Below are 20,760 nucleotides of genomic sequence, written 5' to 3' on the forward strand. Positions count from 1 at the left end.
GTTGCGGAACTCGCCTTCGCCCGCCTCACCGTGCGCGGCCTTTCGCACACCGTCCGCGCCGGGCGGTGACTGTCAGTGCCGTACGGCATGATGCGAGACGTGACGCAGCAGACTCAGCAGCCCCGGCGAACCATGCTCCTCGACACCGCATCCCTGTACTTTCGCGCCTACTTCGGGGTGCCGGAATCCGTGAAGGCCCCGGACGGCACTCCCGTGAACGCCGTGCGGGGCCTTCTTGAGTTCATCGACCGCCTGGTGAAGGACCACCGGCCGGACGACCTGGTGGCCTGCATGGACGCCGACTGGCGCCCGCAGTGGCGGGTCGACCTGATCCCCTCCTACAAGGCGCACCGCGTGGCCCAGGAGACCGAGACCGGCCCGGACGAGGAGGAGGTGCCCGACACCCTCTCGCCGCAGGTGCCGGTCATCGAGGAGATCCTGGACGCGCTGGGCATCGCGCGCGTGGGCGTCGAGGGGTACGAGGCGGACGACGTGATCGGCACGTTCGCCGGCCGCGCCACGGGCCCGGTCGACATCGTCACCGGCGACCGCGACCTGTACCAACTGGTGGACGACGAGCGGGGCGTCCGCGTGCTGTACCCGCTCAAGGGCGTCGGCTCCCTCCAGCTCACGGACGAGGCCTGGCTGCGCGAGAGGTACGGCGTGGACGGGCCGGGGTACGTGGATCTGGCGCTGCTGCGCGGCGACCCCAGCGACGGGCTGCCGGGCGTGCCGGGCATCGGCGAGAAGACGGCCGCCAAGCTGCTGGCCGAGTTCGGGGACCTGGCCGGGATCATGGCGGCGGTGGACGACCCGAAGGCCAAGCTGACCCCCTCGCAGCGCAGGCGCCTGGACGAGTCGCGGCCGTACGTGTCGGTCGCGCCGAAGGTCGTCAGGGTGGCCGGTGACGTGCCCCTGCCGCCGGTGGACACCGCGCTGCCGCACACACCGCGCGATCCGGCGGCCGTCGACGCTCTGGCGGCTCGCTGGGGTCTCGGCGGTTCCTTGACGCGGCTGTTGTCGACTCTGGGGTCCTGAGAGGGACACTGGACGGGTGGGGTCGCGTCACGAGTTCCCGTTCACCTGAGGCGTGTCACGAGGTGTGGCCTAGGGAGAGGTGCTAACTTAGGTAAGCCTTAGCGAACTTATCCAGGAGGCCGTTATGGCAGAGCGTCCGGCACGCAAGGCTCCCAAGCCGCACTCCGCGCGAGTGGTCCGTACGGAGCGGCTGACACCGCACATGCAGCGGGTGGTCCTCGGAGGCGAGGGGCTCGCCGACTTCACCGCGGGCACCAGCACCGACCATTACGTGAAGCTGCTGTTCGCCGCCGAGGGCGTGACGTATCCGGAGCCCTTCGACATGGCGCGGATCCGCGAGGAGTTCCCCCGTGAGCAGTGGCCCATCACACGTACGTACACGGTGCGCGCCTGGGACCCCGAGCAGCGTGAACTGACCCTCGACTTCGTGATCCACGGCGACGAGGGACTTGCCGGGCCCTGGGCCGCCCACGTACAGGCGGGCGAGCTCGTGCGCTTCCTCGGACCGGGCGGGGCGTACGCCCCCGACGCCGAAGCCGACTGGCATCTGCTGGCCGGTGACGAGAGCGCGCTGCCCGCCATCGCCGCCTCCCTGGAGGGCATGCCCCACGGAGCGCAGGTGCGTGCCTTCGTGGAGGTCTCCGGGCCGGAGGAGGAGCAGAAGTTCGACTCCGCCGTGGAGGTCGTCTGGCTGCACCGCGGCGACCGGCCGGTCGGCGAGGCCCTGGTGGCGGCCGTCCAGGCACTGGAGTTCCCGGCGGGCCGCGTGCACGCGTTCGTGCACGGCGAGGCGGGCTTCGTGAAGGAGCTGCGGCGGCTGCTGCGCGTCGAGAAGGAGATTCCGCGTGAGGACATCTCCATCTCCGGGTACTGGCGGCTGGGCCACAACGAGGACGGGTGGCAGGCCGCGAAGCGGGACTGGAACGCGCAGGTCGAGGCCGAGCAGGAGGCTGCGCCTCCTGCCGCCTCTGCCTGAGGGGTCCCCCTTTCGCTTTCGCCCCCCCCTCTCGCGACAGAGCGCGTTGAAGGCGGCCCCTCTGCGTACGCTGACCAGGTGAGACGCAAAAGCAGGATTCCGCCCTCTCCCCTGCCCCAGCGCGAAGGGGTGGATCCGGTGCGGATGCGGCTGCCGGCCGACGGCGCCTGGAGCACCGTACGGGAGCATCTGCTGGAGCGGCTCGCACCGCGGGCCGCGGTGATCGAGGGGATGCTCGCCGCGGGACAGATCGTGGACGCGGACGGACGGCCGGTGACGGCGGACACGGCCTACGTGCCGGGCATGTTCGTGTGGTTCCACCGGGAACTGCCCGACGAGGAGCGGGTGCCGTTCCCCGTCGAGGTCGTCCACCGCGACGAGCACATCGTGGTCGCCGACAAACCCCACTTCATCGCCACGACCCCCCGGGGCAGCCATGTCACCGAGACGGTCCTCGCACGGCTGCGGCGGGAACTCGGGCTGCCGGCGCTGGGCGCCGCGCACCGGCTCGACCGGCTCACCGCGGGGCTCGTGCTGTTCACAGTGCGCCCCGAGGAACGGGGCGCGTACCAGTCGCTGTTCCGCGACCGGCTCATACGCAAGGAGTACGAGGCGGTGGCGGCGTACGCGCCGGAGCTGGACCTGCCCGTGACGGTCCGCAGCCGGATCCTGAAGGAGCGGGGCGTGCTCGCCGCCCAGGAGGTGCCGGGCGAGCCGAACGCCGAGACCCGGGTCGAGCTGATGGAGCACCGGGAGGGTCTGGCCCACTACCGGCTGCTGCCGCACACCGGGCAGACCCATCAACTGCGGGTGCACATGAACGCGTTGGGTGTGCCGATCCTCGGCGACCCGCTGTATCCGGTGGTCACCGGCCCCGTGCCGGCCGGTGACTTCCGGCGTCCGCTCCAACTGCTGGCGCGGGTGCTGGAGTTCACCGATCCGGTCACGGGGCACAGCCATTCGTTCCGCAGCGCGCGGACCCTCCGGGCCTGGTCCGCGTACGACGACTGGGCCGGTGACGGCCGGGCTCAGTAGCCGCGCCACCAGCGCACGAAGCGCTGCCAGGCGCCGAGCCGCTGTCCTCCCGCTCCGGTGGCCGGTTCGGCGGCCGGGGGCTCCGGCAGGTCGATCGTGGGACGCGGCACCGGGGTGGCGTCCGGCGACGGGTCGGAGAGGTCCCAGTCGGGGCGCGGGCGGGGCACGTCGCTGACGCCGGGCCGCTCCATGACGTCCTGCGGTGAGGCCGGGGCGAACACGACGGGCAGTTCCGCCAGGTGCCGCGAGGAGATCGACGCGGTCCACGCCAGGTCGTCCTCGTCCACGGAGAGCTGGACGTCAGGGAGCCGCTTGAGGAGCGCGTCGACGCCGACGTCCGCGATGGCACGGCCGATGTCCTGGCCGGGGCACTCGTGCGGGCCGCCGCCGAAGGCGAGGTGCGAGCGGTTGCCCATCATGTTCGCCTTGAGGTCCGGGCGGACGTGCGGGTCGACGTTGCCCGCCGCCATCCCGAGGAGCAGCCCGTCACCCTTGCGGATGCGCTGACCGCCCAGCTCCGTGTCCTGCTTGGCGAAGTAGCCGAGGACGTTGCTGAACGGCGGCTCGTTCCACAGGGACTGCTCCACCGCCTGGGGCACCGTCATCTGGCCGCCGTTGAGCTGGGCGCGGAAGCCCGGGTCGGTGAGGACCACGCGCAGCACGTTGGCCAGGAGGTTCGCCGTGGCCTCGTACGCGGCGAGGAGGACGACCCGCAGGTGCTGGCCCACCTCCTCGTCGGTGAGTCCGGCCGGGTGGTTGATGAGATGGCTGGTGAAGTCCTCGGCGGGCTCGGCCCGGCGGCGGACCGTGAGCCGCATCAGCACGCTCATGACGTACTCGTTGCTGGCGATCGCGGTCTCGGTGCCCTTGAGGAGGTCGCGGGTGGCCTGCACCATCCGGTCGTCGTACTCCTCGGGCATGCCGAGGATCTCGCACAGCACGGCCATCGGCAGATGTTCGGCGAACTGGGAGACCAGGTCGGCGGTGCCGCGATGGCAGAAGTGGTTGACCAGCTCCTGGGTCCAGTGGCTGATGTGGCGGCGCAGGTCACGGGAGTTGATGGTCGACATCGCGCCCATCACGGAGCCGCGCAGACGCTGGTGTTCGTCGCCCTCGGCGTGGGAGCAGATGGGCTGCCAGGTGATGAGCGGCATCAGCGGGTGGTCGGGGCCCGCCGTGCCGTCCAGCAGGGGGGTCCAGATCCGGCTGTCGCGGGTGTAGACCGAGGGGTTGCTGATCATGTGGAGGTTCTCGCCGTGTCCGAGGACCATCCAGATGGGCACGTCGTTGTGGAGCAGCACGGGCGCGACGGCGCCGTGCTCGGCGCGCAGCTTCTCGTACAGCCCCGCCAGGTCCTGCGCGTCGGGTCCGTACAGCCGGCGCAGCCCGCCGGGCCCCGTGCCATGGGCCGGACAGCCCGGCGGCGGCCCGGCCACAGGCTCGTCGGTTTCGGTCAGAGAATGAGATTCAGGCGTCACGGTGATCGCTTTCGGGAAGGGATTGTTGGGGGGAGACAGTGCTCGCGGGGCGGGTTGAAAGACAGGGGCGCAGCCCCGTCCTTCAGGGGCGCGGGGCTGTGTCGTTCTGCGGCTCCGCCGCGTGGGCGCGACCAGCCCCCACGGACCCGCAGATCACCACGGCGCCCCACAGCGGAACGTCTACGCCGAGGCCATCGCCATCGAGTGCAGAAACCGCATCAACGTCATCAGAACGTCCCGGCTGGAAGCCCGCCGCCGCGCATCGCACGTCATCATGGGAATCTCCTCGGACAGATCGAGCGCCGCCCGCAGGTCCTCCATGGGGTAACGGGGCCCGTCCGGAAAGTCGTTGACGGCGACCACGAACGGCACCCCGCGCTCCTCCAGGCGTCCGATGACGTCGAAGCTGACCTCCAGGCGCCGGGTGTCGACCAGGACGACCGCGCCCAGAGCGCCCTCGAACAGGCCGTTCCACAGGAACCAGAAGCGTTCCTGCCCGGGGGTGCCGAACAGGTACAGCACCAGCTGTTCGGTGATGCTGATGCGGCCGAAGTCCATCGCGACGGTGGTGGCCGTCTTCGTGTCGGAGCCGTAGTTGTCGTCGACCCCGATGCCGGCCTGCGTCATGGTCTCTTCGGTGGTCAGCGGCCTGATCTCGCTGACGGAGCCCACCATCGTCGTCTTGCCGACCCCGAACCCGCCCACGATCACGATCTTCACCGCGGCGGTCGCCGACTGCGGGAGATGGTCCTCGGCGCGGGGCCCCGGGACGGTGTCAGAGCTTTTGAAGTCCATGCATCACCGCTTCGAGAAGGGAACGGTCGGGCAGCTCCGCGCGGACTATCGGAGCGCGCGCCTGTACCAGTTCGGCCGTCAGCAGCTCCGTCAGCAGTACGGTCACCACGCTGAACGGCAGATTGAGATAGGCCGAGACCTCGGCCACGGACATGGGGGCCTGGCAGAGCCGGAGCAGCGCCGACTGTTCCGGCTGAGCGGTGGGCGGGGCATCGGCGCACGCCACGATTAAGGTCACCAGGTCGAGTTCGGCGCGGTCGCCGCCCTCGACCTGGCCGGTGACGACATACAGCCGTTCCGGCTCGCGGGGCCGGCCCGGCCCGCCCAGCCCGGCGTGTCCGCCGGGCCCTTCCGGCGGGGGCGCGGGTTTCGGTTTGTGCGCCGCCTTGGGCAGGCGGCGGCGTCGTTGGGGAGGGCTCATACGGTCTGCCCGTTCCGCCGGGGCGGACTCGTGAGATGCGCGCCGATCCGGACGACGAGGTCACGCATCCGGGCGCTCATGAGTCCGGCGTCGACGTGGGCCTCCGCCAGCACCGCGAGATAGGCGTTGGGGCCCGCGGCCATCATGTAGAAGTAGCCGCCCTCCATCTCGATGATGACCATGCGCATCTTGCCGTCGGTGTCGGGGATCTCGGTGGCGACGGCCCCGGCGAGGCTCTGGAGGCCGGCGCAGGCCGCGGCGATGCGGTCGGCGGCGTCGGGGTCGCCGCCGTACCGGGCGATGCGCAGACCGTCGGCGGAGAGGACGACGACCTGCCGGGTGCCGTACACCCCGTCGGACAGCTCCTTGAGCATCCAGTCGAAATTGGCGCGCTGCTGGATCACTTGAGGTCCCCCTCGTCGTCGGCCTCGGTGCGGGCCGGACTGTTCGTCGCTCCGGGCGTCTGCTGCTGGTCGCCGTCGCCTTTGAGGCCGGCCATGAACGCCTCGACCCACAGCCCGGGTTCCTTCTCTTCCTTCTTCTTCTTGGGCACCTGGGTGGACGACCTGGTCCAGTCGATGACGGGGCGGCCCTCCTTGCGCGCGGCCTCGGCCTCCGCCGCGGCGGCCCTGGCCTCCTTCACCCGCTGGCTGTAGGGAACCGTGACCCGGCTGCGGCGCTGCGGCAGCCCGTTGGCCGTCCACTCGGTGACCTCGGGGACGTCGTCCTCCATCTCGTCCGGCTTGGAGGTACGGGGTCCGGTGGTGGGGCGGCGCTTCTTCTCGACGCGCAGGGGGCCCTCGACGCCGTCGAAGTCGACCTTGGGCACGGCCGCCGCGCCGATGCCGTGGGCGAGACCGGGGGCGTTGTCCTCGGTGAGCAGCTTGCGCGGTACGACGAGGACCGCGCGTACGCCGCCGTACGCGGACTGGCGCAGGGAGACCTGCATGTCGTACATGTCCATGAGGCGGCCGACGACGGCGAGGCCGAGCCGGGGGTCCTCGCCGAGCTGGTTGAGGTCGGGGCCCTCCGCCGCCTGCGCGAGCATCCGCTCGGCCCGGGTGCGGGCCTCCTCGCTGAGGCTGACTCCGGCGTCCTCGATCTCGATGGCCACACCGGTCTGCACCTCGACCGCGGTGACGTGGACCTTGGTGTGCGGCGGCGAGTAGCGCGTGGCGTTGTCGAGGAGTTCGGCGGCGGCGTGGATGACCGGCTCGACATGGATGCCGTCGACGCTCACCTTGGCGATGGAGTGCAGCTCGATGCGCCGGTACTCCAGGATGCGGGACATGGCACCGCGCAGCACGCTGTACAGCGGGACCGGCGCGGGCCACTGGCGGCCGGGACGGCCGCCGCCGAGGACGGCGATGGAGTCGGCGAGGCGGCCGATCAGCGCCGTGCCGTGGTCGATGCGCAGCAGGTCGTCGAAGACCTCGGGGTTGCGCCCGTGGTCCTCCTCCATCTCACGGAGTTCCACGTTCTGCTGGTGGACGATCGCCTGTACACGGCGGGCGATGTTGACGAAGGAGCGCTGCGCGGCCTCGCGCTGCAGTTCCTCGTTGTCGATGATCCGCAGCAGTTCGATCAGGAGTGCGCGCTGGGAGCGGGGGATGTTCCGCTGGGCGGGGTCGTTGTCGACGAGCCGCCGGACCGTCTCCTGGGGGGAGCGTCCGCCGCGCATCGCCTTGAGCACGGTGGGCAGCAGGTGCTCGCGGAGGTGGTCGATCTCCGCGTCGTGCAGGGAGACGCGCCGTTCCATGGACTCTGTGCGGCGGGCGAGTTCGGCCCGTGCCGCGCGGATGACCCGGCCGCGCCGGACCGCTTCCGCCGCTGTGGCGATCACAAGCAGGGTCGCGACGGCTCCGCACCAGCCGACGGCCGCGCGAGCCGGCTGCGTCACCAGGGCGACGGCGGTGCCGGTCGCGGCGGCCATCACTATGGCCGGCAGCAACAGCACGCGCGCGTAGGGAACGTCACGGCCACCGGGAGGCAATTGAACACTCACCATGTATGCCCTCTGAGACAAGTCGACTGGAGGTCGGGGGGGGGGAGGTATCTGGATCTTCAGAACTTGGGGGAACAAGCGCACGAATTCATCTCAACTCGGTGCGCTGCGGGCGAGCTTAGTCCGACCGGATCATCGCTGTGTCATATTCAGCAACCACCTGAAATCGCCCTCGCAACAGGAGTACGCTCGGCCCCATTTACACGCCACGCATCCGAACGAACACCCAGTGTGACGACGTACGGGCATACGAAAACCCCTCATCACAAGGGGTGATGAGGGCTTTCGCGGCGCTGCGGCACATGCCCGGACCGGGACAACCCGGACCCGGGCGCCCTCACGATCAGGGCCCCGGGTCCGTCCAGCCGTCCAGCGGTTCAGCGGTTCAGCGCATGGGTCGTGTCAACGCCTGGGGCGTGTCAGCCCACCGACGAGTACGCCACCACTCCGCGCAGCAGTTGGTCGACCGCCTTGCGGGCGTTCTTCGCCACCGTCGAACTCGCGGCGGACGACGTCGGCGCCGCCGCCGAGATCTGCCCGAGCACGTCGATGACCTGCTTGCACCAGCGTACGAAGTCACCGGCAGGCATCTCCGCCTCGCGCAGCACCTCGTCGAGGCCCTTGCCCGACGCCCACTCGTGCGCAGCCCAGGCGAAGCCCAGGTCGGGCTCGCGCTGGCCCACGCCCTCGGTCTGGGTGATGCGGAAGTCCTCCTCCAGGGCGTCGAGGCGGCCCCAGATGCGGACCATCTCGCCCAGCGCGGCCTTCGCCCTGCCGGACGGCAGCTTGGGCGCCATCGCGTCGTCGGCGACCCTGGACTCGTACACCAACGCCGAGACGCACGCGGCCAGTTCGGCCGGTCCCAGGCCCTCCCACACTCCCTCGCGCAGGCATTCGCTGGAGAGGAGGTCCATCTCGCCGTACAACCGGGCGAGCCGCTTGCCGTGTTCGGTGACCTCGTCGTTGCGCAGGTAGTCCATCTCGGTGAGCAGCGCCACGATGCGGTCGAAGGTGCGGGCGATGGTGTTCGTCCGGCCCTCGATGCGCTGCTCCAGCTGTGCGGTGTCACGCTTCAGCCGGTGGTAGCGCTCGGCCCAGCGGGCGTGGTCCTCGCGGTCGCTGCACCCGTGGCAGGGGTGGGCCCTGATGGCGGTCCGCAGACGGGCGATCTCGCGGTCGTCGGCAGCCTCGGCGCGCTTCTTGCGGTGCCGGTCGGGCACGATGTGCCCGGCCTTGGTCCGCAGCGCGGAGGCCAGATCGCGGCGCGACTGCGGTGAGCGCGCGTTGAACGACTTCGGGATGCGCATCCGCTCCAGGGCCTCCACGGGCACCGGGAAGTCCATCGACGCGAGCCGCTTGACCTGCCGCTCGGCGGTGAGCACCAGCGGGCGGGGCCCGTCGTGCTGCTCGAAGCCGCGGTGGCCGTTGGACCGCCCCGCGGGCAGCCCCGGGTCGAGGACCAGGGCGAGCCCCGCGAACTTGCCGGTGGGCACGTGAATGATGTCGCCCGGCTTGAGCTTCTCCAGCGCGACGGCCGCCTCGGCGCGCCGCTGGGAGGCGCCCTGCTTGGCCAGTTCGGTCTCCCGGTCCTTCAGCTCGCGCCGCAGTCGCGCGTACTCGTCGAAGTCCCCGAGGTGGCAGGTCATCGACTCCTTGTAGCCCTCAAGTCCCTCCTCGTTGCGCTGCACCTGGCGGGAGATCCCGACGACCGACTTGTCGGCCTGGAACTGCGCGAAGGACGTCTCAAGGAGTTCGCGCGAGCGGTGCCGCCCGAACTGCTCGACGAGGTTGACCGCCATGTTGTACGACGGCTTGAAGCTGGAGCGCAGCGGGTACGTGCGCGTGCCGGCCAGTCCCGCGAGGTGGTCGGGGTTCATCCCGCGCTGCCACAGCACCACGGCGTGGCCCTCGACATCGATGCCACGGCGGCCCGCCCGCCCGGTGAGCTGGGTGTACTCGCCGGGGGTGATGTCCGCGTGCTGTTCGCCGTTCCACTTGACGAGCTTCTCCAGGACCACCGAACGGGCGGGCATGTTGATGCCCAGCGCGAGGGTCTCGGTGGCGAACACGGCCTTCACCAGTCCGCGGACGAACAGCTCCTCGACGACCTCCTTGAACGTCGGCAGCATGCCCGCGTGGTGGGCCGCGATGCCGCGCTCCAGGCCTTCCAGCCACTCGTAGTAGCCCAGGACGTGCAGGTCCTCGTCCGGGATGGACGCCGTGCGCTCCTCGACGAGGGCACGCACCCGTTCCCGGGCGTCCTCGTCGTTCAGCCGCAGGCCCGCGTACAGGCACTGCTGGACGGCCGCCTCGCAGGCCGCGCGGCTGAAGATGAACGTGATGGCGGGCAGCAGCCCTTCGGAGTCGAGCCGCTCGATGACCTCGGGCCGGCCCGGCGTCCACACCCGGGACCGCTGCCTGCGCTCGCGCTCCCGGTCGGCGTCGCGCATCGCACGGCCGCGCTTGCGGTCCTGGTACGACGGACGGCTGGCCTCCATGCGCGCCATGCGCGTGAGGTCGGGGTTGACGGCCTTCTTGTGGCCCTCGCCCTCCTCGAAGAGGTCGTACATCCGCCGGCCGCCGAGCACGTGCTGGAACAGCGGGACGGGCCGGTGCTCGGAGACGATCACCTCGGTGTCGCCGCGCACGGTGTCGAGCCAGTCCCCGAACTCCTCCGCGTTCGACACGGTCGCCGACAGCGACACCAGCGTGACCGATTCGGGGAGGTGGATGATCACTTCCTCCCATACGGCGCCGCGGAAGCGGTCCGAGAGGTAGTGCACCTCGTCCATGACGACGTACCCGAGGCCGAGGAGGGTCTGCGAGCCCGCGTACAGCATGTTGCGCAGTACCTCGGTGGTCATCACGACCACCGGGGCGTCGCTGTTGACGCTGTTGTCGCCGGTGAGCAGACCCACCTTGTCCGCGCCGTAACGGCGGGACAGGTCCGCGTACTTCTGGTTCGACAGGGCCTTGATGGGTGTCGTGTAGAAGCACTTCTTGCCCTGCTGGAGGGCGAGATGGACGGCGAACTCGCCCACGATCGTCTTGCCCGAGCCGGTGGGCGCGGCCACCAGGACTCCTTTGCCCCCTTCAAGAGCTTTACAGGCCTCGATCTGGAAGGGGTCGAGGCCGAAGTCGTACATCTCGCGGAAGCCCGCGAGCGCGGTGGCCTGCTCGACAGCGCGCTTCCGTGCTGCCGCGTACCGCTCGGCCGGTGAGAGGTCGTCTGTCATCGTGCTTTCGAGACTACCGGCCACCACTGACAACAGGACGATCATTATCCGATCGGAGTTCGCGGATCCACCTCGACCCGGTTCCGTCCGGTGTGTCCGCCCCGCTCCCGGAGGCACCTCCGCCGCCTCCCAGGGCCGCGATCAGGGGCCCGTCCGAAGGCCCGTTCAGGGCCCCGCGACGCGGACCGCTCCCCGTACGCATTCCGCCGTCAGCGGGAGGGGCCCCAGGCGTTCGCCGTCCGCGTAGCCCGTGATGGTCTCCGCGGAAAGTTCGACCTTCGTGGCGCGGTGCGTGGTGATCATGGGGTGGTTCAGGTGGGTGCCCTTGTAGACCTGGGGGAAGACCCGCAGCAGCGAGGCGCGGCTGCACGGGCCGACCACCGTGATGTCGAAGAGTCCGTCGGTGAGGTCGGCGTCCGCGCAGATCCGCATGCCTCCTCCGTAGGAGGGCCCGTTGCCGACGGCCACCAGCGTCGCCTCGATCTCCCGTACCTCGCCGTCGTCCAGCGTGATCCGGTACGGGAAGGGCTTGAAGGCGGCGAGTTCGGCGAGCATCGCGAGGTCGTACCTGAACCGGCCGCTGGGCCAACGCATGCGGTTGCCGCGGTCGTTGACCCGCGAGTCGAAGCCGGAGGCGAGGACCGTGCCGAACCACGTGCCGCCCACCCGGCCGAGGTCGATGTCGCGCACCCGGGCCCCCTTGAGCGCCTCGGCGACCGTCCGTCCCGCGGCGGCCGGGTCCCGTACGGGCAGCCCCAGGGCCCGCGCGAAGTCGTTCCCGGTACCGACGGCGACCAGCCCCAGCGGCGTGTCCGTCCCCGCGACGGCCTGCAGAGCGAGGCCTGTCATGCCGTCGCCCCCGACGGCCACCAGGGCGCCGGTACCGGCCGCCACGGCGGCACGCGCGCGCGTGAGGGCGTCCCGGGCGTTCTCGCCGAGGACCGTACGCACGGAGAAGCCAGCGGCCCGGAGAGCGGAAGCGGCCGGCTGCGCCGCGCGGGCGCCCCGGCCACGTCCCGCGGTGGGATTGACGAAGAGGGTGATCTCGCTGGTCACGGCCCGGACCCTACAAGGCCTGCGCCCGGCTCAGGTCACGTCGTCGTAACCGTTGATCCGGTCCCGCTCGCCGTCCGGCTGCGCGGGCAGCGCGCGGTTGGCCGTCACGGGTTCGATCTCGCCGATGTCCTCGGGGGTGAGGTCGAGCTCGGAGGCCTCGTCGTCGTCGGGGCCCTCGGCCTCACGACGGTCCCTGCGGCGGTCGTTCAACACGGAGAAGGCGGTGGCCGCGAAGTACAGGACCCAGATGGGCCCGGCGAGCGCCAGCATCGTCAGCGGGTCCGTACTGGGCGTGGCGACGGCGGCGAAGACGGTGATGCCCATGATCATGCCGCGCCACCAGCCGGCCATGCGCCTGCCGGTGATCACACCGGTCATGTTGAGCATCACCAGGAGCAGCGGCAGCTCGAAGGAGAGACCGAAGACGACGACCATGCGGGTCACGAGGTCGAGCAGATCGTCCAGCGGCAGCAGGTTGTCGACGCCGAACGGCGTGAACTCGATCAGGACCTTCGCGGTGGTGGGAAGCACCCTGTAGGCGAAGAAGGCGCCACCGAGGAAGAGCGGGACACCCGACGCGACGAACGCGTACGCGTACTTCTTCTCGCTGCGGTGCAGACCCGGCGCGACGAACGCCCAGAGCTGGTACAGCCAGACCGGCGAGGCCAGCACGACACCGGCCATCAGCGAGACCTTCAGGGCCAGCGTGAAGGGCGTCAGCAGACCGTTGATCGTGATCTGCGCGCAGGGGTCGTCGGACGACGACTTCGCCAGCTGCTGGAAGGTCTTGTCGCAGCCGACCTCTTTGAGGATCGGCTCCGTGAAGAAGTTGATGATGTCGTTGTAGAAGAAGGCGGCGACGATCGTCACGAGGACGATGGCCAGCATCGCCTTCGCGAGCCGGTTGCGGAGCTCGCGAAGGTGTTCCGCGAGGGGCATCCGCCCCTCCGGATCCTTCTCTTCCTTCTGACGGACAGACTTCAGCAACCCACGTTCCCATCTCGTGCAGGGGGCCGGCGGTCACCGGCCCTGCGTCAGCGCTTGGTCGTGTCCGTGGGCTCGGTGACCGGGCGGGAGCTGGTCACGTCACCGGGCGCGGCCTGGATGGTGCGGTGGGGCTGCTGGTCGTCCTGGGGCGGCGCGGCCGGAGCGGCGGCGTCGTCCTTGCCCTCGCTCTTCATCGCCTTGGCCTCGCTCTTGAGGATGCGGGCGGACTTGCCCAGGGAGCGGGCCATGTCGGGAAGCTTCTTCGCGCCGAACAGCAGGATGACGACGACGAGGATGAGAATGATCTCGGGAGCGCCGAGCCTTCCGAACATAAGCTTTTACCTTCTCACCGAGGCGGCGTGGTTGGGTTGCTGCCCGACCGGTCGGACGTCTGTCCGAGGGTCGCGCTGGCAGCGATCGTAACGCTCAGGGGTGAACGCGAGGCAATCCCTGTGCGTACTCCCAGTTCGCGGTCGGCGCCTCACTCTCCGGTCCGCGACCTGCAGCGTACCTTCCGACCCCTTGAAGTTGACAGGTCGGAGCGGTTCAAAGCCCGGGCACAGGACGACTCAGAGGGCGTCCGCGGAACGGGCCGCTCCGACCGACGCGTGCTCCAGATCCTCGGCCGCACGGCTGATCCGGCGTGCGGATTCGTCGACCTGCCTGCCCAGCCGCTCCGCCTCCAGGAAGACACGGACGGCGAGCACGCCGAGCACGGCGATTCCCAGGAAACCCACAGCGATCGCGAACATCGGCCAGAACATGGCTCGAGCCTAAGCCCCCCGGACCGTGCCCTGCAGACGCAGGGCACGCACCCCTCCTCCGGTGAGCAGCTCGACGATGCGCTCCCCGGCCGGTTTGCGCACCGCCGCGCGGCACTGCGGGCAGGTGAAGGAGTAGAAAGTGGTCCGATGTGTGGCACCGACGACCAGGCGCAGGGCGCTCGCGGCGAGCTCGAAGCCGCCCCGGCAGTCAGGGCACGCGGCCTTGAACAGCACGGGATCCACTCTCGTCATCCCGGAGAACGCCGACGCCACGGACATCTCACTCGTACCAGACATTGCCGACCCGCTCACAGCCCCTGCTCCTGCCTGCCGTACAGCCCGTCATGAACTCCGTGCGGCCCGTCCTGCGGGTGCCGCACTCCCCCGTCACCACCGGAGGGAGCATCCGTGACACCGTCGCGAGACGCCTCTGAGAGGGCCTGCGGCCCGCTCCCGGCGTCGTACACGTCCAGTGGTCCGTCGTAGGCCGCGAGCGCCTCACGCGCCGCCCGGCGGGCGCTGTCGGCGACCTCCGGCGGCGAGACGATCCGGCCGTCGCGCCCGAGCCGCAGGGCCAGGCGGCGCAGCGACGCCGGGTCCGGGGTGCGCAGCGTGATGCGCAGCCCGCCGTCCGGCAGCTCATCGGCGCTGTCGTGGGGGTAGTACTCGGCGACCCAGCGTCCGCCGGGGCCGACCTCCACGACCACCTCGGGGTCCTCGGCGGCGGGCTGCACCAGCCCCTCCGAGAGGTCCCGCAGTTCGATCTCGGGCGGCGCGGACGGCTCGTCGAGGATCTTGATCTCGGCGACCCGGTCCAGCCGGAAGGTGCGCCGGGCCTCCGAGCGGCGGCACCAGGCCTCCACGTACGTGTGCCCGACGCTGACCAGGCGGATCGGGTCGATCTCGCGCTCGCTCAGCTCGTCCCGCGACGGCGAGTAGTAGCGGATCCACAGCCTGCGACGCTCGGAGATGGCCCGGTCGACGTCGGCGAAGACGCCGCCCTCCGCCTCGAAGGTCACCGACAGCCGGGAGCTGGCGCTCGCCGCCTCACCGGAGGCGGCCTCCACCTTCGCGGTGGCCCGCAGCAGCGCCTGCCGGTCGCCCTCGCGCAGGCCCGGCAGGGTCGACACGGCCCGCGCGGCCACCAGGAGCGCGGTCGCCTCGTCGGCGGCGATCCGCAGCGGCTCCGCGACGTCGTCCGGGTTGTGCCACCAGATCCGGTCGCCGTCGGTGTCGATGTCGAGCAGGTCGCCGCCGCGGAAACTGGTCCCGCACAGCGGCAGCACGTCGAGGTCGGAGATCAGCTCGTCCTCGGTGATCCCGAAGGCCCGCGCCACGTCCTCGATCCGGGCGCCGGGGCGCTCGCGCAGATACGTCACCAGGGACAGCATCCGCCGCGTCTGGTCGATCGCGTTCGTGGGCCTGGCCGGTTTTCCTGCCACTTTCCTACGTCCCCCTCAGCCCTTGGCCACAGCGCGCAGCCGGTCCACGACGTCGGCCCGCAGCTCGGCCGGCTCCAGGACCACCACGTCGGGCCCGAACTCCACCAGCCAGGCGTCCAGACCGTGCCCGTACGGAACCTCCAACTCGTCCCACCCGTCACCGAGTTCCCGCACGGACGCCACCTTGGCGCGCAGCGGGTACCCCGAGCCCGTCCGCAGCCGGATCAGCGCGGAACGGTCGGTGATGTCCCCCGCCCAGCCCGCGACGGTCTCCCGCACGGTGACGACGTCGGGCACCTCCGCCGTGTACGTGCCACTGCGGGTACGGACCTTGCCGGTGATCCGGGACAGCCGGAAGACGCGCTCGGCCCCCCGGTCGCGGTCCCAGCCGGCCAGGTACCAGTGGCCGCGCCAGCACTCCAGGGCCCAGGGCTCCACATGGCGGGGCCCGGGGCGGGCCGCGGTCGCCTTGCGGTAGTCGAAGGTGACGGGACGCCGGTCGCGGCAGGCGAGCATCAGCGGCTCGAAGGCCGCCTCGTGCACGGGGATCCGCGGCTCAAGCGCCCCATGGGACTCGTACGGGTCGACGCCCTCGGGCAGTCCCGCGGCGCGCAGCTTCTGCAGGGCGCCGCTCGCCGCGCCCGCGAGCCGGGCCTGCTGCCAGACCTTGGCGGCCAGCCCGAGAGCGGCCGCCTCCTCGGCGTCCAGCGTGATGGGCGGCAGCCGGTTGCTGTCACGGCGGGCCAGATAGCCGACCTCGCCGTCGAGGTTCTCCACCGTCTCGATGACCAGGCCGAGTTCGCGCAGATCGTCCTTGTCCCGCTCGAACATCCGGTTGAAGGAGTCGTCCGAGCCGGCCTCCAGATAGGCCTCGATGGACTCACGGAGTTCGCGTTTGCTGAGCGGTCGCCGCGTCCCGAGCAGACACAGCGCCAGGTTCATCAGCCGCTCCGCCTTGGCAATGGCCATCGACGCCCTTCCTATGGTGCTTCCGACCGATGACCGTACCGCCCCAGGGTGTCGTGGCAAAAGCCGAGGGCCCATGCCCGGACAGGCATGGACCCCAAGTGATCAAATCCGGTCGGATCGCGATCACACGACCTAGGAAAAACGAGACGTCAGACGCCTACGAGGTCACAGACGAAGATCAGCGTCTCGCCGGGACCGATACGGCCACCCGCACCGCGGTCGCCGTACGCGAGGTGCGAGGGGATGACCAGCTGGCGACGGCCGCCGACCTTCATACCCTGCACACCCTGGTCCCAGCCCGCGATGACCTGACCGACGCCCAGCTTGAACTGCAGCGGCGTACCCCGGTTCCAGGACGCGTCGAACTCCTCGCCGGTGGAGAAGGCCACACCGACGTAGTGGACCGAGACGGTGTCGCCCGCCTTGGCCACCGGGCCGTCACCCTCCCAGATGTCCTTCACTTCGAGGTCCTTGGGGGGCTCGCCGCCCGGGAAGTCGATCTCGGGCTTCTCGATGCTCACGTCAGTGCTCCTGCTCGTTCTCGGTGGGACAACCCGGACAGTCTGCCATCCTCAGCTCGCGGCCAGGATGTCGACCACGAACACAAGGGTGGACTTGGCCGGCAGCTCCTCGCCCTTGGCCTCGTCGCCGTACGCCTGGGCCGGCGGAATCACCAGCAGGACCCGGTCCCCGACGTGCTTGCCGACGAGCCCCTTGTCCCAGCCCGCGATGACCTGACCCTGACCGATGACGGTGCTGAAGGGCTGACCGGTCTTCCACGACGAGTCGAAGAGCGTGGCCTTCGCCTTGCCCTCGTTGAGCTTCCACGCGGCACCGCTGTACTGCATGGTGACCGACTGGCCGCTCTTCACCTCGGCACCCTTGCCCTTGATGAGGACCTGGTCGACGAGCTTGGCCGGCGGGTCGTTCTTCGGCACGGAGATCGTGGCGGGCGCCTCGTCGTCGGCCTTGATCTGCGGCAGGTCCGACGGGATCGTGGCCTGCTTGCCCTCGACCTTGTTCGGGACGACATCGCCCACGTCCAGCGCGAAGACCAGGGTGTCGGTGCCCGTGACCCCGGCCTGCTGGTTGCCCTGACTGCCGAACCCGGCCGCCGGCGGCGCGACCACCAGGACGCGGCTGCCCTCCTTCTGACCCACGAGCGCCTGCGAGAACGCCGGAATGACCGTCTCGGAACCCGCCGTGATCAACTGCGGCGCCCCGCCCTCCTGGTACGAGGAACCGAGGTCCTTGCCGCTCTTCCAGACCTTCCCGGTGAAGTTCATCGACACCAGGTCGTCCTTCTTCACCACCGAGCCGTCGCCCTCGGAGACCGTGTGCACGACGAACTTGTCCGTCGGGTCGCCCTTGGGCACCTCGATCGTCGCCTTCTTACCGAAGGCACCCTTCACCGCGGGCATCGGCGACGCCGAGTCCACCGGCTTCGGCGCCGCGGCGTTGGACGCGGAGGACGACGCCGACGGATCGGCCTTGTCCTTGTCGCCCTTGTCGTCGTCACTTCCGCAGGCGGACGCGGTCAGCGCCAGGGCAGGCACGATCAGGAGAGCAGCAAGTCGGCGTCGCACATCGATCCTCAGGTCGCTCGAATGGGGTCCGGCCACTCTAGGCCCTCGCACCACCGGGCCGGGGCAGGCGGAACCGACCGTACCGACCGAGACATACAGAGGAGATAACACAGGACATGGCAGGGGTCCTGCACACCCGCGGTGCACAGGACCCCTGCCATGCCGACGAACCCCTACATGCCGGCGATCAGCTTCTCCACGCGATCGTCGACGGACCGGAACGGGTCCTTGCACAACACCGTGCGCTGCGCCTGGTCGTTGAGCTTCAGATGCACCCAGTCGACGGTGAAATCACGGCGCTGCTCCTGCGCACGCCGGATGAAGTCACCCCGCAGCCGGGCCCGAGTGGTCTGCGGCGGAACGGACTTGCCCTCGAAGATCTTCAAGTCGTTGCAGATCCTCGCGGCCTGACCCCGCTTCTCCAGCAGGTAGTAGAGACCCCGGCGACGGTGGATGTCGTGGTAGGCGAGGTCTATCTGGGCGACGCGCGGATGCGACATCGTCATGTTGTGCTTGGCGCGATACCGCTCGATGAGCTTGTACTTCATCACCCAGTCGATCTCGGTACCGATCCGGTCGAGGTCCTCGGACTCGATCGAATCCAGCGTGCGGCCCCACAGCTCCAGAACCTGGTCCACGACGCCCGTACGGATACCGCGGCGCTCCACGAAGTCCACGGCCTTCTCGTAGTACTCGCGCTGCACCTCCAGCGCGGATGCCTCCCGGCCACTGGCCAGGCGCACCTTGCGGCGGCCCGTGATGTCATGGCTGACCTCGCGGATCGCCCGGATCGGGTTCTCCAGGGTCAGGTCACGCATCACCGTGCCCGCCTCGATCATGCGCAGCACGAGATCGGTGGCACCGACCTTGAGGAGCATGGTCGTCTCGGACATGTTCGAGTCACCGACGATGACGTGCAGCCTGCGGTAGCGCTCGGCGTCCGCGTGCGGTTCGTCCCTGGTGTTGATGATCGGCCGGGAACGGGTCGTCGCCGAGGAGACGCCCTCCCAGATGTGCTCCGCCCGCTGACTGACGCAGTACACCGCGCCCCGCGGGGTCTGCAGCACCTTTCCGGCACCGCAGAGGAGCTGCCTCGTGACGAGGAAGGGAATGAGAATGTCCGCGAGCCGGGAGAACTCCCCGTGACGGGCCACCAGATAGTTCTCGTGACAGCCGTAGGAGTTGCCCGCCGAGTCGGTGTTGTTCTTGAAGAGGTAGACGTCGCCCGCGATTCCTTCCTCGTGCAGGCGTCGTTCCGCGTCTACCAGGAGTCCTTCCAGAATGCGTTCGCCGGCCTTGTCGTGGGTGACGAGTTCCGTCAGGTTGTCACATTCGGGAGTGGCATATTCCGGATGTGATCCCACGTCTAGATAGAGGCGGGCACCGTTTCGCAGAAAGACATTGCTGCTGCGGCCCCATGACACGACACGGCGGAAGAGGTACCGCGCCACCTCGTCGGGAGACAGGCGCCGCTGTCCCCTGAACGTACACGTGACGCCGTACTCGTTCTCCAGCCCGAAAATGCGGCGGTCCATGACTGAACATTACGCCTGATGGACTGTGCTGAAACGGGGTTCGGCTCCTACGTTTCGATCATTTCCGAACTTGACTCCACCACCGCACCCCCGCCCGTAGCTGCGAGGACCCGCCCCGTGGCCAGCAGAACCAGCAGCGCGGCACCCCCCGCCACCCCCGGTACGGCGAAGCCCCGCACCGCTCCGCCCCACTCGACGACCGGTCCCGCGAGGCCCGTTCCGACCGACGCACCCACGGTGAACGTCGTCACCAGCCAGGAGAACGCCTCGGTGACCGTGCCCCTCGGAGCATGCCGGTCGACGATGATGAACGCACACGCGATACACGGCGCCAGGAAGACACCCGCCAGCGCCACCAGCCCCGTCATCGCCACCGCGCCCGGCATGAGCGTCAGCGGCAGATAACACAGCGCCAGAAGCGCCACGAGGACCCGCAGTCGCCGCTCCGGCGCACCACTCCACTGCCGCGCCCCGTAGACCGTGCCCCCGACGAGCGCACCCAGCCCGAGCGCCGCCATCAGCCAGCCGTACGTCGCGTCACCCCCGTGGTCGTCCGCGTACGACACACCCGCGACCGTGATGGACCCGAGCGCCATACCCACAAAAAGGAACGCGCCCAGCAGCGCGATGAGCCCGCGCGAGCGCAACGCGCCGAGCCAGTGCGCCTCCCGGGGCGCCGAACGCCACGCGCGCGAGGGCCCCGACACCACTACGGAGAGGGCACCCAGGACACCGATGACGTTGATGACGACCAGCGCCGCCTGCGCGGACCACAGGGCCACGCACAGGGTCACCAGCAACGGCCCGACGGTGAACATGACTTCCTGCGCCACGGCGTCCATCGCGTACGCCGTGTGCACCTGGCCCTCCTTGCGCAGGACCGACGGCCACAGCGCCCGCAGACCGCCCTCCAGCGGCGGCGTGAAGAATCCGGCGACCACCATGAGGGCGTACGCGAGCGGAAGCGACTGCAGGCCCGTGAGGGCGATCACGGTCACCCCGAGGGCGGAGACGAGCGCGGCGGGCAGCTGGATCCGCGGCTGCCCGTGCAGGTCCACCAGACGGCCGAGCAGCGGCTGCCCCACGGCGTTGGACACTCCGTAGACCGCGGTCAGCGCCCCCGCCAGGCTGTAGCTGCCGCCCTCCGCGCGCACGAAGAGCACGACGGCGATGGCACCCGCGGCGTTCGGCAGGCGGCCCACCAGAGTGCCCGCGAGCAGCCGTGCGGCATGTCTCGTCCGGAGGATCTCCAGGTACCCCGCGGCCATGTCCCGCCCCTCTGTCCCGTCCGGCTGACTGATCCGGCTCCCTTGTGCGGTCTCCTTGTGCGGCTTTCTTCCTCCGTGCCGCCGCGAGCGTCGGACGTTTTACGTATAACGTCGCTCGTCATACGTACCATGTGCGCAGTCCGCGAGTCCAGCAGAAAGACAGGTCGAC

19 protein-coding genes and 1 pseudogene are annotated in these 20,760 nt (G+C 69.9%); 3 read left to right on the forward strand and 17 right to left on the reverse strand.

Annotation, left to right across the window (positions count from 1 at the left end; all coding sequences use genetic code 11):
- Positions 1 to 90: 90 nt before the first annotated feature.
- The 3 genes from ACZ60E_RS20045 (at position 91) to ACZ60E_RS20055 (ending at position 3,049) form a co-directional block, all read left to right on the forward strand.
- Positions 91 to 1,038 (forward strand): 5'-3' exonuclease, encoded by a 948-nt coding sequence (locus tag ACZ60E_RS20045; protein WP_384808446.1) that lies wholly within the window; start codon positions 91 to 93, stop codon positions 1,036 to 1,038.
- A 124-nt stretch (positions 1,039 to 1,162) separates the two neighbouring features.
- A complete protein-coding gene (locus ACZ60E_RS20050) occupies positions 1,163 to 2,014 on the forward strand; it encodes a siderophore-interacting protein (RefSeq protein WP_469442058.1) in 852 nt (283 codons plus the stop codon).
- Positions 2,015 to 2,092: 78 nt separating this feature from the next.
- Positions 2,093 to 3,049 carry an RluA family pseudouridine synthase gene (locus tag ACZ60E_RS20055; RefSeq protein WP_469442060.1) on the forward strand — a complete coding sequence of 319 codons (957 nt, stop codon included), beginning with the start codon at positions 2,093 to 2,095 and terminating at the stop codon, positions 3,047 to 3,049.
- On the opposite strand, the gene ACZ60E_RS20060 is transcribed toward ACZ60E_RS20055, so the two are convergent.
- From ACZ60E_RS20060 to ACZ60E_RS20140, 17 genes and pseudogenes are all read right to left on the reverse strand, one after another.
- The gene (locus tag ACZ60E_RS20060; RefSeq protein ID WP_469442062.1) at positions 3,043 to 4,527 is read right to left on the reverse strand and encodes a cytochrome P450; all 1,485 of its coding nucleotides are present in this window, start codon (positions 4,525 to 4,527) and stop codon (positions 3,043 to 3,045) included. The two genes, ACZ60E_RS20055 and ACZ60E_RS20060, sit on opposite strands and share 7 nt — an antisense overlap.
- A 180-nt stretch (positions 4,528 to 4,707) precedes the next feature.
- Entirely contained in the window at positions 4,708 to 5,322 is a 615-nt protein-coding gene (locus tag ACZ60E_RS20065; protein ID WP_384808392.1) for a GTP-binding protein, read from the reverse strand.
- Complete coding sequence (locus ACZ60E_RS20070) at positions 5,303 to 5,743, reverse strand: DUF742 domain-containing protein (protein ID WP_469442064.1); 441 nt, start codon at positions 5,741 to 5,743, stop codon at positions 5,303 to 5,305. The genes ACZ60E_RS20065 and ACZ60E_RS20070 overlap by 20 nt, the downstream gene beginning before the upstream one ends.
- On the reverse strand, positions 5,740 to 6,147 hold the full coding sequence (locus tag ACZ60E_RS20075; RefSeq protein WP_107019841.1) for a roadblock/LC7 domain-containing protein: 408 nt from the start codon (positions 6,145 to 6,147) through the stop codon (positions 5,740 to 5,742). The genes ACZ60E_RS20070 and ACZ60E_RS20075 overlap by 4 nt, the downstream gene beginning before the upstream one ends.
- A complete protein-coding gene (locus ACZ60E_RS20080; RefSeq protein WP_469442066.1) occupies positions 6,144 to 7,751 on the reverse strand; it encodes a sensor histidine kinase in 1,608 nt (535 codons plus the stop codon). Before ACZ60E_RS20080 ends, ACZ60E_RS20075 begins: the two co-directional genes overlap by 4 nt.
- Positions 7,752 to 8,167: 416 nt before the next feature.
- Positions 8,168 to 11,029: a DEAD/DEAH box helicase gene (locus tag ACZ60E_RS20085; protein ID WP_384808397.1), complete on the reverse strand. Its 2,862-nt coding sequence runs from the start codon at positions 11,027 to 11,029 to the stop codon at positions 8,168 to 8,170.
- Between the two features lie 120 nt (positions 11,030 to 11,149).
- The gene (locus ACZ60E_RS20090; protein WP_469442068.1) at positions 11,150 to 12,040 is read right to left on the reverse strand and encodes a diacylglycerol kinase; all 891 of its coding nucleotides are present in this window, start codon (positions 12,038 to 12,040) and stop codon (positions 11,150 to 11,152) included.
- Positions 12,041 to 12,070: 30 nt separating this feature from the next.
- A complete protein-coding gene (gene tatC / locus ACZ60E_RS20095; RefSeq protein WP_469442069.1) occupies positions 12,071 to 13,027 on the reverse strand; it encodes a twin-arginine translocase subunit TatC in 957 nt (318 codons plus the stop codon).
- Between the two features lie 47 nt (positions 13,028 to 13,074).
- Entirely contained in the window at positions 13,075 to 13,359 is a 285-nt protein-coding gene (gene tatA, locus ACZ60E_RS20100) for a Sec-independent protein translocase subunit TatA (RefSeq protein WP_107019846.1), read from the reverse strand.
- Between the two features lie 237 nt (positions 13,360 to 13,596).
- Positions 13,597 to 13,791, reverse strand: a complete 195-nt coding sequence (locus ACZ60E_RS20105; protein ID WP_384808404.1) for a hypothetical protein — start codon at positions 13,789 to 13,791, stop codon at positions 13,597 to 13,599.
- 9 nt (positions 13,792 to 13,800) lie between these two features.
- The gene (locus tag ACZ60E_RS20110) at positions 13,801 to 14,088 is read right to left on the reverse strand and encodes a hypothetical protein (RefSeq protein ID WP_453791893.1); all 288 of its coding nucleotides are present in this window, start codon (positions 14,086 to 14,088) and stop codon (positions 13,801 to 13,803) included.
- Between the two features lie 11 nt (positions 14,089 to 14,099).
- A complete protein-coding gene (locus ACZ60E_RS20115; RefSeq protein ID WP_469442071.1) occupies positions 14,100 to 15,233 on the reverse strand; it encodes a helix-turn-helix transcriptional regulator in 1,134 nt (377 codons plus the stop codon).
- A gap of 15 nt (positions 15,234 to 15,248) precedes the next feature.
- On the reverse strand, positions 15,249 to 16,202 hold the full coding sequence (locus ACZ60E_RS20120) for a helix-turn-helix transcriptional regulator (RefSeq protein ID WP_469442073.1): 954 nt from the start codon (positions 16,200 to 16,202) through the stop codon (positions 15,249 to 15,251).
- Between the two features lie 149 nt (positions 16,203 to 16,351).
- Positions 16,352 to 16,723, reverse strand: coding sequence for an FKBP-type peptidyl-prolyl cis-trans isomerase (locus ACZ60E_RS20125; RefSeq protein WP_384808412.1), 372 nt, complete (start codon positions 16,721 to 16,723; stop codon positions 16,352 to 16,354).
- A 51-nt stretch (positions 16,724 to 16,774) separates the two neighbouring features.
- A complete protein-coding gene (locus ACZ60E_RS20130; protein WP_384808413.1) occupies positions 16,775 to 17,788 on the reverse strand; it encodes an FKBP-type peptidyl-prolyl cis-trans isomerase in 1,014 nt (337 codons plus the stop codon).
- A gap of 173 nt (positions 17,789 to 17,961) precedes the next feature.
- On the reverse strand, positions 17,962 to 19,323 hold the full coding sequence (pafA, locus tag ACZ60E_RS20135) for a Pup--protein ligase (protein WP_149512755.1): 1,362 nt from the start codon (positions 19,321 to 19,323) through the stop codon (positions 17,962 to 17,964).
- A gap of 9 nt (positions 19,324 to 19,332) precedes the next feature.
- Positions 19,333 to 20,591: pseudogene (locus ACZ60E_RS20140) on the reverse strand (MFS transporter).
- Positions 20,592 to 20,760 lie beyond the last annotated feature (169 nt).

It is taken from the genome of Streptomyces sp. NPDC102514 (assembly GCF_055584525.1).